The following is a 15,190-nucleotide window of genomic DNA, read 5'->3' on the forward strand; positions in this document are numbered from 1 at the left end:
CGTTCATGGCTGCCACCGAATTCACCCTCACCGACCTCAGGAACGTCCTGCTCCAGGCCGCCGGCACCGACGACGCCGCCGCCCTCGAAGGCGACATCGGCGACCTCCGCTTCGAGGACCTCGGCTACGAGTCGCTGGCCCTGCTGGAGACCGCCGGGCAGATCGAGCGGACCTACGGCATCAGCCTCGACGAGGACGCCTTCGCCGCCGCCGACACCCCGCGCGCCCTCGTCGACCTCGTCAACACCCATCTGTCGGCCGCCGGCACCGTCCGGCCGTGACACCGGCCGCCGCGAAAGGACACGCACACATGACCGACAACGCCAAGGTCGCCCTGGTCACGGGCGCCACCAGCGGCATCGGCCTGGCCACCGCCAGGCTGCTGGCCCAGCAGGGACACCGGGTCTTCCTCTGCGCCCGGGACGCGACAGCGGTCGCCGACACCGTCAAGACCCTGCAGAACGAGGGCCTCGACGCCGACGGCACCACCGGCGACGTCCGCGACCGGCAGCAGATCACCGCCGTGGTGCGGGCGGCCGTCGCCCGGTACGGCCCGATCGACGTGCTGGTCAACAACGCGGGCCGCAGCGGCGGCGGCGTCACCGCCGACCTCCCCGACGACCTGTGGGACGACGTCCTGGCCACCAACCTCACCAGCGTCTTCCTGGTGACCCGGGAAGTCCTCACCACCGGCGGGATGCGGCACAAGGAGCGCGGCCGGATCATCAACATCGCCTCCACCGCCGGGAAGCAGGGCGTCGTCCTCGGCGCCCCCTACTCGGCCTCCAAGCACGGCGTGGTCGGCTTCACCAAGGCCCTCGGCAACGAACTCGCCCCCACCGGCATCACCGTCAACGCGGTCTGCCCCGGCTACGTCGAGACCCCCATGGCCCAGCGGGTGCGCGCCGGATACGCCGCCGCCTACGACACCACCGAGGACGCCATCCTGGAGAAGTTCCAGGCCAAGATCCCCCTCGGCCGGTACTCCACGCCCGAGGAGGTCGCCGGACTCGTCGGCTACCTGGCCTCCGACACCGCCGCCTCGATCACCGCGCAGGCCCTCAACGTCTGCGGCGGCCTCGGCAACTTCTGACCGACCCGACGCCCCCGCCATGAAGGAGAGTTCACGATGACCGTCCGCGAGGTCGAGCACGCGATCACCGTGCACGCCCCGGCCGCCGAGGTCTACCGGCTGCTCGCCGAGGTGGAGAACTGGCCGCGCCTCTTCCCGCCCTCGGTGTACGTCGAGTACCTGGAGCGGGAGGGGAACAAGGAGCGCATCCGCATCTGGGCCACCGCCAACGGCGAGGCCAAGAACTGGACCTCCCGCCGCGACCTGGACCCCGAGGGCCTGCGCATCACCTTCCGCCAGGAGGTCTCCGCCCCGCCCGTGGCCGAGATGAGCGGCACCTGGATCGCCGAACCGCGCGGCGAGCGGGAGACGTACCTGCGGCTGCTGCACACCTACCGGGCGGTGGACGACGACCCCGAGGGCCTCGCCTGGATCGACCAGGCCGTCGACCGCAACAGCCGCGAGGAACTGCCCGGCGTCAAGGCCGGCCTGGAGGAGACCTCCCGCACCACCGAACTGACCCTCTCCTTCGAGGACTCCGTCCACGTCGACGGCTCCGCCAAGGACCTCTACGACTTCGTCAACGAGGCCGACCGCTGGACCGAACGGCTCCCGCACGTCAGCACCGTCACCCTCACCGAGGACACCCCCGGCCTCCAGGTCCTGCGGATGGACACCCGCGCGGTGGACGGCTCCACCCACACCACCGAGTCGGTACGCGTCTGCTTCCCGCACCACCGCATCGCCTACAAGCAGACCACGCTGCCCGCCCTGATGACCCTGCACACCGGCCGGTGGGACTTCCGCACCGACCCCGACGGCACCGTCACCGCCACCTCCCAGCACACCGTCGTGCTCAACCCCGACACCATCACCACCGTCCTCGGACCCGACGCCGGGATACCGGAGGCCCGCACCTTCGTCCGCAACGCGCTCGGCGCCAACAGCCGCGCCACCCTCGAACACGCCAAGCGCTACGCGGAAGAGCGGCGTTGACCCCCACCGTGGCCGTCGTCGGAGCGGGCCCCGTCGGCCTGCTCCTCGCCGGCGACCTGCGGGCGCGGGGCGTGCCCACGGTGGTACTGGAGCAGCGCACCGAGCCGATGACCGAGTCCCGGGCGTCCACCCTGCACACCCGCACCATGGAACTGCTCGAAGAACGCGGCGTCCTCGACCGGCTGGGACCCCTGCCGGACGGCGGCCCCGGCCACTTCGGCGGCCTGCGCCTGGACCTCACCGCCGCCGACCCCGGACACCGCCACGCCGGCCAGTGGAAGTGCCCGCAGACCCGGCTCGAAGCGGTACTGGCCGAACGCGCGGTGGAACTGGGCGCCGACCTCAGACGCGGCCGGCGCCTGGTCGCCCTGCGCGACCGGGGCACCCATGTCGAGGTGGAGACGGCCGGCCCCGACGGCGACCGCGACCACCTGAGCTGCGCCTACCTGGTCGGCTGCGACGGCGAGGACAGCACCGTCCGCCGCCTGGCGGGCTTCGGTTTCGCCGGCCGGGACGCCCGGCGCGAGATGCTCCGCGCGGACGTCGCCGGGATCGACGTCCCCGACCGGCGCTTCGAACGCCACCCGCGCGGCCTGGCCACCGCGCACCGCTGGCCGGACGGCAGCACCCGCGTCATGGTGCACGTCTTCGGCACCGCCCCCGCCGAACGCACCGCACCCCCGTCCTACGCGGAGATCGCCGCCGCCTGGGCCGAGGTGACCGGCGAGGACATCCGCCACGGCCGGCCGCTGTGGCGGAACGCCTTCGACGACACCCGCCGCCAGGCCACCCGCTACGCCCGGGGCCGGGTGGCCCTGGCCGGCGACGCCGCCCACGTCCAGATGCCCGTCGGCGGCCAGGCGCTCAACCTCGGCCTCCAGGACGCGGCCGCCCTCGGCACCCGCCTCACCGCACCCGACCCCGACCTCGACGCCTACGACCGGGACCGCCGCCCGGTCGGCACCCGCACCCTGACCGACATCCAGGCCCAGTCGTACCTGCTGCTGGGCGGGCCGGAGGTGGACCCCGTGCGCCGGCTCTTCGCCGAGCTGCTCGACCTGCGGCCCGTACGCCGTCACCTGGCACGCCGTATCAGCGGGCTCGCCCCGCCCCCGGACCCGGCACCCGCGGCCGGGACGGCACCGACGAAGAAGAGGAGTTCCCCCATGGGCAGGCTGACCCACAAGACCGCGCTGGTGACCGGTTCCAGCCGGGGCATCGGCCGGGCCGTCGCCCGGCGGCTCGCCGAGGAGGGCGCGCTCGTCGCCGTCCACTACGCCACCGGCGAGGACGCGGCCCGCGAGACGGTGGAGTCGATCGAGAGCGACGGCGGCCGGGCCTTCGCGGTCCGCGCCGAACTCGGCGCCCCCGGCGACGCCCACGAACTGTTCCTCGGCGTCGAACAGGGGCTGAAGGAACGCACCGGCGAGGCGGCGCTGGACATCGTCGTCAACAACGCGGGCGTCACCACCCCGGCCGGGGTGCAGCCGGAGGACGTCACCCCCGAGGAGTTCGACCGTCTCTTCGCCGTCAACGCCAAGGCGCCGTTCTTCATCGTCCAGCGGGCGCTGCCGCTGCTGCGCGACGGCGGCCGGATCATCAACATCTCCTCCGGCCTCACCCGCTTCGCCAGCCCCGACCAGGTCGCCTACGCCATGACCAAGGGCGCCGTCGAACAGCTCTCGCTGCACCTCGCCCGGCACCTCGCGCCGCGCGGCATCACCGTCAACAGCGTCGCGCCCGGCATCACCAACAACGGCAGCGCCCTGTTCGACATCCCCGAAGCGGTGGAGCAGATGGCCCAGTTGTCCGCGTTCAAGCGGGTCGGCGAGGCGGTCGACGTCGCCGACGTGGTGACCTTCCTCGCTTCCGACGAGGCCCGCTGGGTCACCGGCGCCTTCATCGACGCCACCGGCGGCACGCTGCTCGGCTGACCGCCCGGCCCGTCCGAGGAGGAAGGACCCGACGACCGATGACCACCGTGCCCTGCCCCCGCTTCGAGGACCGTCCGGAGGACCCCGGCGACCTCGGTGAGCCCGGCGACCTGCGGGCCCTGGTCGCCCGGGTGTTCACCACCCCGCTGCGCCGCCCCGCACCCGCCCCCCGCCCGCCCCTGCTGCGAACGGAAACCTGACGATGGACGTCGGACTGCTCTTCGACCTGCGCAACCCCGCGGCCTGGCACCGCCCGTGGGCCGACCACTACGCCCGCTCCCTGGAGTACGTCGAGGAGGCCGACCGGCGCGGCGCGGGCGGTGTGTGGTTCACCGAGCACCACCTCTTCGAGGACGGCTATCTGCCGCAGCCCCTGACCTTCGCCGCCGCCGCGGCGGCCCGCACCCGCCGGGTCCGCATCGGCACCGCCGTGGTCCTGCCCAACCTGCACAAGCCGGCCCAGTTGGCCGAGGACGCCGCCCTCGTCGACCTGATCAGCGGCGGCCGGCTGGAGATCGGCTTCGGCGCCGGCTACCGGGTCCCCGAGTACCGGCTGTTCGGCGCCGACTTCGACCGGCGCTTCCGCCAGGTGGAGGCCAACATCCGCGAGGTGCGCAGGCTGTGGGAGGAGGGCGGCGTCACCCCCGGCCCGCTGCAGTCCCCCGTCCCGCTGTGGGGCGGCTTCTACGGCCCGCGCGGCGCCCGCCTGGCCGGCCGGCTCGGCGTCGGACTGCTGCACATCAACCACCGGACGTACGTCCCCTACCGGGAGGGCCTCGCCGAGGGCGGCCACGACCCGGACACCGCCCGGGTGTCGGACCTGCTGCCGGTCATCCTCGCCGACGATCCCGAGGCCGCCTGGCCCCGGGTCGCCCCGCACCTGGCCCACCAGATGAACACCTACCAGCAGGGCTCCGTGGAAGGCACCGACCTGCCCCGGCCGCCGCTGCTGAAGGCCGGGGACTTCCCGCAGGCGCCCGCCGCCGACGGCTCCTGGTCGCTGCTGGAGATCCTCACCCCCGAGGACGCCGCCACCCGCATATACGAGCGCGTCCGGGGGCTGCCGGTGCGGCACCTGATCTTCTGGGCGAGCGTCGCGGGCATGCCGGACGACCTGGTCGTCCGCAACATCGAGCTGATCAGCGAACGGCTGCCCGCCCTGCTCGCCGAGCGCGCCGCCGCCGACGCCGCGACCGCCCGGGTGCCCACCCGTGGCTGAGGCCCGCGTCGCCCCCGCCGCCACGGCCGCCGGCGACCGGCGCCTGCTGTTCGTGCTCTCCGGCAACATGGTCCTGGACGCCATCGAGGTGTCCGTGGTGCTCGTCGCCCTGCCGTCGATCGCCGCCGACCTCGGCCTGTCGGTGTGGGCCGTGCAGTGGCTGATGACCGGCTTCGCCCTCGGCTTCGCCGCCGTGCTGCTGCTCGGTCCCCGCCTCACCGCCCGCTGGGGACTGCGGCGCTGCTACCTCGCCGCGCTCCTCGTCTTCGCCGCCGCCTCGGTGGCGGGCGGAGTCAGCGACACCCTGTGGCTCCTGATCACCGCCCGGGTGATCAAGGGGGGCTGCGCCGCGCTCACCGCCCCCGCCGGGCTCGCGCTCATCGCCGCCACCTACCCGGACGGACCCGCGCTGCGCCGGGCGGTCTCCGTGTACTCCCTGTTCGGCGCCGCCGGGTTCACCCTCGGCCTGCTGCTGTCCGGCCTGCTCACCCCCGTGAGCTGGCACTGGACCTTCCTCTTCCCCGCCCCCGTCGCCCTCGCCCTGCTCGCCTGGGGCCTGCGCGTCGTCCCGCGCACCGGACGCCGCGAACCGCCCCGGCTCCGGCCGGCGGTGCTGCGCGACGCCGGCTTGCTCCGCTCCACGCTCGGCGCCGCCACGCTCAACGGCACCTACGCCGCCCTGCTGCTCCTGGTCACCTTCCACGCGGCCGACCGCTTCGGCTGGCGGCCCTGGCAGCTCGCCCTCGCGCTGCTGCCCGCCTGCGTCCCGCTCGCGGTGTCCGTGCCGTTCGCCGGCCGGCTCACCGCCCGCTTCGGCACCGCCGGCCCCATCGCCGCCGGGGCCGCGGCCGCCCTCGCCGGACACCTGCTGCTCCTGCTGCGCCCCGAGCCGGCCTCGTACGCCACGGGGCTGCTGCCGACGCTGCTGCTGGTGGGCCTGGCGTTCGTGCTGTCCTTCGCCGCGCTGAACCTCCAGGCCACCCGGGGCCTGCCGGCCGGGGCCCGCGGCGCGGCCGTACCGGTGTACCAGACCGGTGTGCAGGTGGGCGGCGTGGTGACGCTGCCGCTGGCCGCCGCCCTGCTCACCCACGGCTCCGGCCACCGGCCGGCGCTGCTCGCCCTCGTGCTCGTCCAGGCGGCCGGCGTGGCCGTCTCGCTCACCGGCCTGCGCGGCCGCACCCCCAAGGGAGCCCCCTCATGACCGAGCGACCCACCCCCCTCGTCGCACCCCCGCTGCACGTCGCCGTCATCATCGGCAGCATCCGCCCCGGACGGTTCGGCCCGACCGTCGCCCGCTGGTTCGCCGGCCAGGCCGGACAGCGCGAGGACGTCACCGTCGACCTGGTCGACCTCATCGACTACCCCCTGCCGCTGGAGAAGGCCACCCCCGGCGACCCGCCCGACGAGGCGACCGCCGACCTGCGCGGGCGACTGGCCGAACGCCTGGGCCGCGCCGACGCGTTCGTGGTCGTCACCCCCGAGTACAACAACACCCTCCCCGCGGCGCTGAAGAACGCCATCGACTGGATCTTCGACGAATGGGCGGCCAAGCCGGTCGGCTTCGTCTCCTACGGCGGGATGAGCGGCGGCCTGTGGGCCGTCTCCCACCTGCGGCACGTCTTCACCGAACTGCACGCCGTACCGCTGCGCGAACAGTTGATCTTCCACCAGGTGTGGAACCGGTTCGACGGCGACGCCCCGCGGGACGCCGAGGACAGCGAGGTGGCGGCCAAGACCCTCCTGGACCGCCTGGTGTGGTGGGGCGAGGCCCTGCGCGCCGCCCGCGCCGCCCGTCCCTACCAGCGCTGACCCGCGGCCCGCGGCATCCGACAGAAGGGTTCACCCGTGACCAGCCCCTACGACCGGCCCCTGCGCTTCGGCCTCGTCCTGTTCACCCCCGCCACCCGGGCCGACTGGGTGGCCAAGGCACGTGAGGCGGAGCGGCTCGGCTACGACGTCGTCTCCGTCTCCGACCACCTCGGCATGCCCGCGCCGCTGGCGACCGCCGCCCTGCTGGCCGAGGCCACCGAGCGGGTCCGGATCGGCACCCTCGTCCTGAACACCGTCTTCTACCGGCCGACGGTCCTGGCCCGCGAGATCGCGACCCTCGACCACCACACCGGCGGCAGGCTGGAGGTCGGCCTCGGCGCCGGTTACGACAAGGCCCAGTTCGACCGGGCCGGACTGCCCTGGATACCGGCCGGGGAACGCGTCGACCACCTCGAACGCACCGTGCGCGCCCTGCGCGACACCTTCGCCTCCCCGGACACCGTCCCGCCCCCCGTCCGGCCCCAGGGCCCCCCGATCCTGATCGCCGGCCGGGGCCCGCGGGTGCTGAAGCTGGCCGCCGAGCACGCCGACATCGTCGGCTTCACCGCCACCGCCCCCGTCCGCGACGGCGAGGGGCTGCGCCTGGGCGGCCCGGAGGAGATCACCGGACGTATCCAGGACGTCCACGCCCTGCTCGGCGACCGCGCCCCGCACGTGGAGCTGAACGTCCCCATCCACCGGGTCCTGCCCTCGCCGCCGGCCGCCGGCACCGTCACCGACGTCTGGCAGAACGACCTCGACCTGGACCCCGGCCGACTGGCCGAACTGCCGTCCGTCCTGGTCGGCTCGCCCAAGGACCGGGCGGAGCAACTGCTGGAGCGGCGGCAGAAGTACGGCCTGAGCTACTTCAGCGTCCTCGAACCGGAGATGGCGGCGTTCGCCGAGGTCATCGAGGAACTGCGGTGAGCGCGTCCCAGGAGAGCGCGTCCCAGCAGAGCACGACGCTGGAGATCGCCGTGGAGGAGGACCGGTGCGTGGCCGCCGGGCACTGCGTCGTCGCCGCCCCGGACATCTTCGACCAGCGCGAGGAGGACGGCGTCGTCGTCCTCCTCGACCCCCGGCCGCCCGCCACGGCCCTGGAAACCGTCCGGGAGGCCGCGCTGCTCTGCCCCGCCGCGGTCATCCGCGTACTGCGGGCCCCGTCGTGACCGTCGACGTCCTGGTCGTCGGAGCCTCGGCGGGCGGCCTCGCGGTGGCCGAGGGACTGCGCCGGCACGGCTTCACCGGGACGATCACACTGCTCGACGGCGAACGGGAACCGCCCTACGACCGGCCGCCGTTGTCCAAGCAGGTGCTCGACGGCCGCTGGCCGCCCGAGCGCGCCCGGCTGCGCACCCGGGCCGAACTGGAGGCCCTCGGCGCCGAGCTGCGGCTCGGCGCGGAGGCCGCCGCGCTCGACGTGCCGGGCCACCGTGTCACCCTGCGCGACGGCACGGTCCTCGGCTACCGCAGGCTGGTCCTCGCCACCGGCCTGCACGCCCGCCGTCTGCCGGGCCGGACGCCGGTCGCCGGGGCGCACACCCTGCGGACCCTCGGCGACAGTGTGCGGCTGCGGGCCGGCCTGCTCGCCGCCCGCCGGGTCGTGGTCGTCGGCGCCGGCGTCCTCGGCTGCGAGATCGCGGCGACCGCCCGCGGCCTGGGCCGGGAGGTCACCGTCGTGGAACCGGCCGCCCGGCCGCTGCCCGGCCTCCTCGGCCCCGCGCTCGGCGCCGAACTGGCCGCGCTCCACGCCGAGCACGGCGTACGCCTGCTCACCTCCACCCCGGCGGCCGGACTGACCGGCGAGGCGGGCCGGGTCACCGGGGTGCGTACGGCGTCCGGGGTGGTGCTGCCCGCCGACGCCGTCGTGGTCGCCGTCGGCGGCCGGCCCGCCACCGACTGGCTGGCGGACAGCGGCCTCACCCTCGACGACGGCGTGGTCTGCGACGACCGCTGCCGCGCGGCGCCCGACGTGTACGCGGTCGGCGACGTCGCCCGCTTCGGCGCCGGGCCCGGCACGCGCGGGGTCCGCCTGGAGAACCGGACGAACGCCACCGAGCAGGGCCTGTACGTGGCCGCCGAACTCCTCGGCGCCGCCCCGGGCCCCTACCGGCCCGTGCCGTACGTCTGGACCGACCAGTTCGGCACCCGGATACAGGTCCACGGAACCGTGCCCGCCGACGCCACGGTCCGGATCGCCGAGGGGTCGGTGCGCGAGCGGCGGTTCGTCGCCCACGCCGAGGCCGGCGGACGCCTGGTGGGCGTCGTCGGCTGGAACAGCCCCGGCCGGCTGCGCACCGCGCGGGCCCTGCTCACGGCCGCCACCGCCGCGCCCGCCCCTTCCCCGACCACGACGGCTTCCCCGACCACGACGACCACGACGACCTCTACGACGACGCTGACAGGAGACCCATGACCGCCGCCGTGCCCATGCCGCACAACCGCCGCCCCGACCGCTGCCCGTTCCGCCCCGACCCGGAACTCGAACGCCTGCGCGACGAGGAGCCGGACCTGCCCCGGGTGCGCACCTCCAACCCCCAACTGGGCGAGTTCGACGCCGTACTGGTGACCCGGTACGAAGAGGTGCGCCAGGCGCTCGCCGACCCGCGCTACGAGGCCGGGTTCGCCTTCGACCGCACCGGCCCGCGCACGGTGATGAACCAGCCCGGCATCCTCCTCAACTACGACGGCGCCGAGCACACCCGCTACCGGCGGATGCTCTCCGGCGCGTTCACCGTGAAGCGGGTGCGCTCGCTGGCCCCCGCGATCCGGCGCGTGGTCGACGAGCGGCTGGACGCGCTGGAGCAGGCCGGCCCCGGCGCCGACCTGATCGAGACGTTCGCCGGCCCGGTGCCCCTGCTGGTCATCTGCGAACTGCTCGGCATCCCGGCCGAGGACCGCGACGGCATCCAGCGCCGCAGCGCCACCGGCACCGACGCGGCGGGCTCGCTGGAGACCCAGTTGGAGAACTTCGCCGCGATGGCCGCCTACATGGGCGAGCTGGTACGCCGCCAGCGGGCCGAGCCCGGCGACGACATCCTCGGCGACCTGATCCGCAGGCACGGCGACGAGCTGAGCGACGACGAACTCATCGGCATGGGCAACAGCATCCTGGTCGCCGGCCACGAGACCGTCACCGCCATGATCGGCCTCAGCACCCTGGCCCTGCTGGGCGAACCCGAACAGCTCGCCGTCGTCCGGGACGACGAGGAGGCCGCGCCCTCGGCCGTCGAGGAACTGCTGCGGCTGCTCGCGGTCGCCCCGCCCCTGGTCCGCCAGGCCGCCACCGACCTCGACCTGGGCGGACGGCCGGTCAAGGCGGGGGAGCGGGTGCTGCTCTCCACGCTCGCCGCCCACCACGGCACCGGGCTGGTGGCCGACGCGCCGGACCGGCTCGACGTACGGCGCGCGCCGGTGCCCCACCTGGCCTTCGGCTACGGCGCCCACCAGTGCATCGGGCAGCAACTGGCCCGCCTGGAACTGCGGATCGCCCTGCCGGCCCTGCTGCGCCGCCTGCCCGGACTGCGCCTCGCCGGGGACGCCGACGCGGTGCGGTACCGCGACGACGCGCTGGTCTTCGGCGTGGCCCGACTGCCGGTGGCCTGGTAGCGCACGGCAGCGCCGGGCGGGGTGTCCGTGGGGACACCCCGCCCGGCGCGTTCCGCTCACGCCCCGGCCAGCCGCCCGGTGCGGCGCAGGATGGCGTGCACGGTGGAGACGGCCGGCACCCCGGCCACGCCGCGCCGCACCAGCTCGTTGTGGATGCGGCGGGCGCCCCACCGGGGCCGCTCGTCGCGGATTCGCACCACCAGCGCCTCGATCTCACCGGCGGTGCGGGCGGGGGAGTTCCTGGGCCGGCGCGAGCGGGGGGCGAGACCGGCCGGGCCCTCGGAGCGGTAGCGGGCGAGGTAGACGTAGAACGTCTTGCGGGAGATGCCGTGCCGGCGACAGACCTCGGCCACGGTCAGCCGCTCCCGGTCGGGCGCGAGCAGGATGTCGATCCACCGCTCGGACAGGACCGCCTGGTCGGACAGGACCGCCTGCTCGGGCAGGGTTGCCGCCGCGGGCAAGCTCGCGCGCTCGGGCCAGGCCGCCTGCTCGGACAGGACGGTCCGCGTGGACGGGGTCGCCCGCTGGGGCAGAACCGCCCGCGCGGGCGGGACCGCCCGCTTGGGCGCGATCGCCTGCTCGGGCAGGACCGTCCGCCCGCACGGGATCGCCTGTTCGGACAGGACCGCCCGCCCGGCCGAAGCTGTCCGTTCGGGCGTGACCGTCCGTTCGGGCGCGACCGTCCGCTCGGTCGAGGTCGTCACCTCTGCTCCTCCTCCTGCGTCTGCCCGGCGGTCACTCGCCGGTGCGGTGCGAACCGACCGGCGGTGCGGTCGGCTCGGCGTCCTGCGCGGGGCCGTCCTGCGCGGGGCCGTCCCCGGCCGGCGGCACCGCGTCCGCGCGCCCCGGGATGAACAGGCTCGCGACGACCATGACGCCCAGCGCCACCACCACGGCCAGGTACGCGTGCCGGAAACCGGACCGCGGATCGTCGGGGCCCGCGTTCTGCATGAGCAGCGCCACCACCGCGATACCGATGGACGCGCCCAACTGGTTGAGCATGTAGAGCACGGAACTGCCCTGCGGCACCAGCCGCGGCGGCAGGGTCCGGTAGACGGACCCGATCACCGGCGCACCCGCCGAACCGGTGCCGATCCCGAGGGTGAAGGCGGCCAGCAGCGGCCACAGTTGCGCGGTCTCCGCGTCGAACCGGCTGAAGGCCAGCGAGCTGAGCAGCGCCACCGCCGCGCCGGCCAGGGCCAGGTTGCGCGAGCCCCACCGGTCGGACAGCCGTCCGGCGAGCGGCATCACCAGGGCCGAGCCCACCCCGAACGGGGCCAGCCGCAGCCCGGACTCGAACACGCCGTAGCCGCGCACCTGCTGGTAGTACAGCGGGATCACGAAGATGCTCGCGAAGGTGGCCAGGCCCAGCACGGCCGCCGCGACGACACTCGCGGTGAAGCTGCGCCGGGTGAACAGCCTGAGGTCGATCAGCGGCGCCTTCCCGCTCTTCCGCAGCGCGTGCGCGGCGTATCCGGCGAGCAGGACGACGGCGACGGCCAGCGGCAGCAGCACCTGCCAGGTGGTGAACGAGCCGCGCTGCGCCACCTCCGACAGGGCGAGCACACCGGACGCCACACCGGGGCCGATCAGCGCGACGCCCAGGACGTCCAGCCTCCCCGCCGTCGCGCCCGCCCCGGGCGGATCGACGGGCAGGGTCCGCCGGGCCAGCACGAAGGCGACGACGACGATGGGCACGTTCACGAAGAACATCCAGCGCCAGTCCAGGCCCTGGAGGATCAGACCGCCGACGATCGGGCCGAGCACCGGCCCGGTGGAGCCGACGATGCCCATCACGCCCATCACCCGGCCGACCTGCGTGGGACCGGCCGCGCGGGCCAGCAGGGTGAGCATCAGCGGGTCGAGGATGCCGGCGCCGACGCCCTGGACCACGCGGAACACGATGAGGCTGCCGATGTTCCAGGACAGTCCCGAGGCGACCGATCCGGCCAGGAACAGCACCAGGCCGAACAGCCACAGCCGCCGGCCGCCCACCCGCTCCACCGCCCACGCGGTGACCGGGATGGTCACGGTCAGGGCCAGCAGATAGCCGGTCGAGACCCAGCCGGTGGTGCTCAGCGAGGCGTCGAAGCGGTGCGAGAGGGTGTCCACGGCGACGGCGGTCATGGACCCGTCGAGGATGCCCATGATCCCGCCGACCAGGATCACGCCGATCATGCGCCGTAAGGCCGGGTCGAGCCCTCGGTCCAAGGGGGTGGATGGGGTGGTCATCGTCGTCTCCCGCACAGTCGCATCTACTGAACCCGCCGGTTCAATATGAACCAGCGGGTTCAATTTAGCAATCCTGCGAGGATAGATACAGTCCGGTTCGGAAGACTGGTTCCGTCGGTTCAGTTCGGGCGGTCGGCGGCTACCCTGGAGGCATGGCATCGGCAGCGGCAGTACGGACGGCCCCGCGCGGCCGCATCGACAAACGGCAGGCGATCCTCGACGCGGCCTTCGACGTCTTCGCCGAACGCGGTTACGCGCAGGCGCTGGTACAGGAGATCGCCGAGCGGGCGGGCGTCGCCAAGCCGACGGTCTACAACCACTTCACCGACAAGGAGACCCTGTTCCGGGCCACGCTCACCGCCGCCGCGCACACGGTGATGGACGGCAACATCGCCACCCTCGACCGGATGCGCTCGCCCGGCGACGACCTGCGCGCCGCGCTGAACGAGGTGGCGTACCAGTTGGTGCGCTCCTGCTGCGACCGCCGCTCCCGCTCCCTGCGCTGGCTCACCTACGCCCAGGTGGCCCGCTTCCCCGACCTCATCGAGATCGTCCAGGGCTGTACGTCGGTCCGCATCGCCGAGGCGATGGCGGACCGGCTCGCCCGACTCACCCTCGCCGGCCGGCTGCGCCCCTGCGATCCGGCGGTGGCCGCCGAGCAGTTGCTCGCCCTGATCACCGGCCCGCTGGAGACCCGCTCCCGGCTCGGCACCCGCAAGCCGACCGGCGCGGAGATGCGCGCCCTGGCCGAAGCGGCCGTCGACACCTTCCTGCGCGCCTACGCCACCGATCCGCGGTGACCTCCGCGTCCCGGACCGCCGCGCGGACGCGCTGGTAAACTGGGGGCACGCTTCGACACCGCCGGGGTCCGTGCCAGCAGGCACGGACCCCGGCGCGTTCCGGGCGCCCCCTCAGGAAGGTCTGCCCATGGACGCGAAGACGCCGCCCACCACCACCTCCCCCGCAGCCGACGAGCAGTGGCCGACGGCCGTCACCTTCGACGCGCTCGGACTCCCCGCGGCCCTGGTGACGGCGATGACCGGCCTCGGCGTCACCGAGCCCTTCCCGATCCAGGCGGCGACCCTGCCCGCGGCGCTGGCCGGCCGCGACGTCCTGGGCCGCGCCCGGACCGGCTCGGGCAAGACGCTGGCCTTCGGGCTGGCCCTGCTCACCCGTACCGCGGGCCTGCGGGCCGAGTCGAAGCGTCCGCTGGCCCTGGTCCTGGTCCCCACCCGGGAACTCGCCCAGCAGGTCACCGACGCGCTGGAACCGTACGCCCGGACGCTGGGCCTGCGGCTCGCCACCGTGGTCGGCGGCCTGTCCGTCAACCGGCAGTCGGCGCTGCTGCGCGAGGGCGCGGAGGTCGTCGTCGCGACCCCCGGACGACTGGCCGACCTGGTCTCCCGCCGGGATTGCCACCTGAACCAGGTACGCGTCACGGTGCTCGACGAGGCGGACCGGATGTGCGACCTCGGCTTCCTGCCGCAGGTCTCCGAGATCCTCGGCCAGGTCCGCCCCGACGGGCAGCGGCTGCTGTTCTCCGCCACCCTCGACCGCGACGTCGACCAGTTGGTACGCGACCACCTGCACGACCCGGTCCTCGCCACCGTCGACCCGGCGGAGAGCGCGGTGACCACCATGGAGCACCACGTACTGGTCGTGCATCCCGCCGACAAGTACACCACCGCGATCGAGATCGCCGCGCGGGACGGCCGGGTGCTGATGTTCCTGGACACCAAGGCCGGCGTCGACCGGTTCACCCGGCACCTGCGGGACGCGGGGATCTCCGCCGGCGCGCTGCACAGCGGCAAGTCCCAGCCGCAGCGCACGCACACGCTGGCCCGGTTCAAGGAGGGCGCGACCACCGTGCTGGTCGCCACCGACGTCGCGGCCCGCGGCATCCACATCGACGACCTCGACCTCGTGGTCAACGTCGACCCGCCCGCCGACGCCAAGGACTACCTGCACCGCGGCGGACGCACCGCCCGCGCCGGGCAGTCCGGCAAGGTGGTCACCCTGGTCACCCCCGATCAGCGGCGCGACGCGAACCGGGTGACGTCCGCCGCCGGGGTCCGCCCGACGGTCACCCATGTGCGCTCCGGGGAGCAGCGGCTGACCGCCATCACGGGGGCGAAGCGCCCGCCGGCCGGCGGCGGGAACAGCGGGGGCAACGCGCCCTTCCGCGGCCTGGGCGCCCGCACCGGCCGCCCGGCCAAGGAGTCCCGCCGGACCGCCGAGGCCCGCCGGACCGCGGAGGCGCGGGCGGCGGCACGGGTACGCAAGGGCCGCTGAGGCAGCGACCGGCGCCGCACGCGCCCC

Annotated in this window: 16 protein-coding genes; 14 read left to right on the top strand and 2 right to left on the bottom strand. The window is 74.6% G+C overall.

Going from position 1 to position 15,190, the window contains the following annotated elements:
* The first annotated feature begins 5 nt into the window (after positions 1-5).
* Genes ACFY32_RS12925 through ACFY32_RS12980 form a run of 12 tightly spaced genes read left to right on the top strand, consistent with a single transcriptional unit; the run spans position 6 to position 10,639 of the window.
* On the top strand, positions 6-281 hold the full coding sequence (locus ACFY32_RS12925; RefSeq protein WP_390674164.1) for an acyl carrier protein: 276 nt from the start codon (positions 6-8) through the stop codon (positions 279-281).
* A gap of 29 nt (positions 282-310) precedes the next feature.
* Positions 311-1,093 carry a 3-oxoacyl-ACP reductase FabG gene (fabG, locus tag ACFY32_RS12930; protein ID WP_390674165.1) on the top strand — a complete coding sequence of 261 codons (783 nt, stop codon included), beginning with the start codon at positions 311-313 and terminating at the stop codon, positions 1,091-1,093.
* A 36-nt stretch (positions 1,094-1,129) separates the two neighbouring features.
* Complete coding sequence (locus ACFY32_RS12935; RefSeq protein ID WP_390674166.1) at positions 1,130-2,068, top strand: aromatase/cyclase; 939 nt, start codon at positions 1,130-1,132, stop codon at positions 2,066-2,068.
* Positions 2,065-4,002: an SDR family oxidoreductase gene (locus tag ACFY32_RS12940; RefSeq protein ID WP_390674167.1), complete on the top strand. Its 1,938-nt coding sequence runs from the start codon at positions 2,065-2,067 to the stop codon at positions 4,000-4,002. Before ACFY32_RS12935 ends, ACFY32_RS12940 begins: the two co-directional genes overlap by 4 nt.
* A gap of 38 nt (positions 4,003-4,040) precedes the next feature.
* Positions 4,041-4,202: a hypothetical protein gene (locus ACFY32_RS12945; protein ID WP_390674168.1), complete on the top strand. Its 162-nt coding sequence runs from the start codon at positions 4,041-4,043 to the stop codon at positions 4,200-4,202.
* Positions 4,203-4,204: 2 nt separating this feature from the next.
* Positions 4,205-5,221: an LLM class flavin-dependent oxidoreductase gene (locus tag ACFY32_RS12950; protein WP_390674169.1), complete on the top strand. Its 1,017-nt coding sequence runs from the start codon at positions 4,205-4,207 to the stop codon at positions 5,219-5,221.
* Positions 5,214-6,422 carry an MFS transporter gene (locus tag ACFY32_RS12955; RefSeq protein ID WP_390674170.1) on the top strand — a complete coding sequence of 403 codons (1,209 nt, stop codon included), beginning with the start codon at positions 5,214-5,216 and terminating at the stop codon, positions 6,420-6,422. Before ACFY32_RS12950 ends, ACFY32_RS12955 begins: the two co-directional genes overlap by 8 nt.
* Positions 6,419-7,030 carry an NADPH-dependent FMN reductase gene (locus ACFY32_RS12960; protein ID WP_390674171.1) on the top strand — a complete coding sequence of 204 codons (612 nt, stop codon included), beginning with the start codon at positions 6,419-6,421 and terminating at the stop codon, positions 7,028-7,030. Before ACFY32_RS12955 ends, ACFY32_RS12960 begins: the two co-directional genes overlap by 4 nt.
* A gap of 36 nt (positions 7,031-7,066) precedes the next feature.
* Positions 7,067-7,957, top strand: a complete 891-nt coding sequence (locus tag ACFY32_RS12965; RefSeq protein ID WP_390674172.1) for a TIGR03621 family F420-dependent LLM class oxidoreductase — start codon at positions 7,067-7,069, stop codon at positions 7,955-7,957.
* 38 nt (positions 7,958-7,995) lie between these two features.
* Complete coding sequence (locus ACFY32_RS12970; protein ID WP_390674259.1) at positions 7,996-8,199, top strand: ferredoxin; 204 nt, start codon at positions 7,996-7,998, stop codon at positions 8,197-8,199.
* Entirely contained in the window at positions 8,196-9,446 is a 1,251-nt protein-coding gene (locus ACFY32_RS12975) for an NAD(P)/FAD-dependent oxidoreductase (protein WP_390674173.1), read from the top strand. Before ACFY32_RS12970 ends, ACFY32_RS12975 begins: the two co-directional genes overlap by 4 nt.
* Entirely contained in the window at positions 9,443-10,639 is a 1,197-nt protein-coding gene (locus ACFY32_RS12980; RefSeq protein WP_390674174.1) for a cytochrome P450, read from the top strand. Before ACFY32_RS12975 ends, ACFY32_RS12980 begins: the two co-directional genes overlap by 4 nt.
* Before the next feature lie 56 nt (positions 10,640-10,695).
* On the opposite strand, the gene ACFY32_RS12985 is transcribed toward ACFY32_RS12980, so the two are convergent.
* Entirely contained in the window at positions 10,696-11,343 is a 648-nt protein-coding gene (locus ACFY32_RS12985) for a helix-turn-helix domain-containing protein (RefSeq protein ID WP_390674175.1), read from the bottom strand.
* 31 nt (positions 11,344-11,374) lie between these two features.
* Positions 11,375-12,871: a DHA2 family efflux MFS transporter permease subunit gene (locus ACFY32_RS12990; protein ID WP_390674176.1), complete on the bottom strand. Its 1,497-nt coding sequence runs from the start codon at positions 12,869-12,871 to the stop codon at positions 11,375-11,377.
* A 152-nt stretch (positions 12,872-13,023) separates the two neighbouring features.
* Here ACFY32_RS12990 and ACFY32_RS12995 point away from each other — a divergent pair, with 152 nt between their 5' ends.
* Complete coding sequence (locus ACFY32_RS12995; RefSeq protein WP_390674177.1) at positions 13,024-13,671, top strand: TetR/AcrR family transcriptional regulator; 648 nt, start codon at positions 13,024-13,026, stop codon at positions 13,669-13,671.
* A 127-nt stretch (positions 13,672-13,798) separates the two neighbouring features.
* A complete protein-coding gene (locus ACFY32_RS13000) occupies positions 13,799-15,163 on the top strand; it encodes a DEAD/DEAH box helicase (protein WP_390674178.1) in 1,365 nt (454 codons plus the stop codon).
* The last annotated feature ends 27 nt before the right edge of the window (positions 15,164-15,190 follow it).

Origin of the sequence: Streptomyces sp. NPDC000134, from assembly GCF_042899225.1 — a bacterium.
GTDB lineage: Bacteria > Actinomycetota > Actinomycetes > Streptomycetales > Streptomycetaceae > Streptomyces.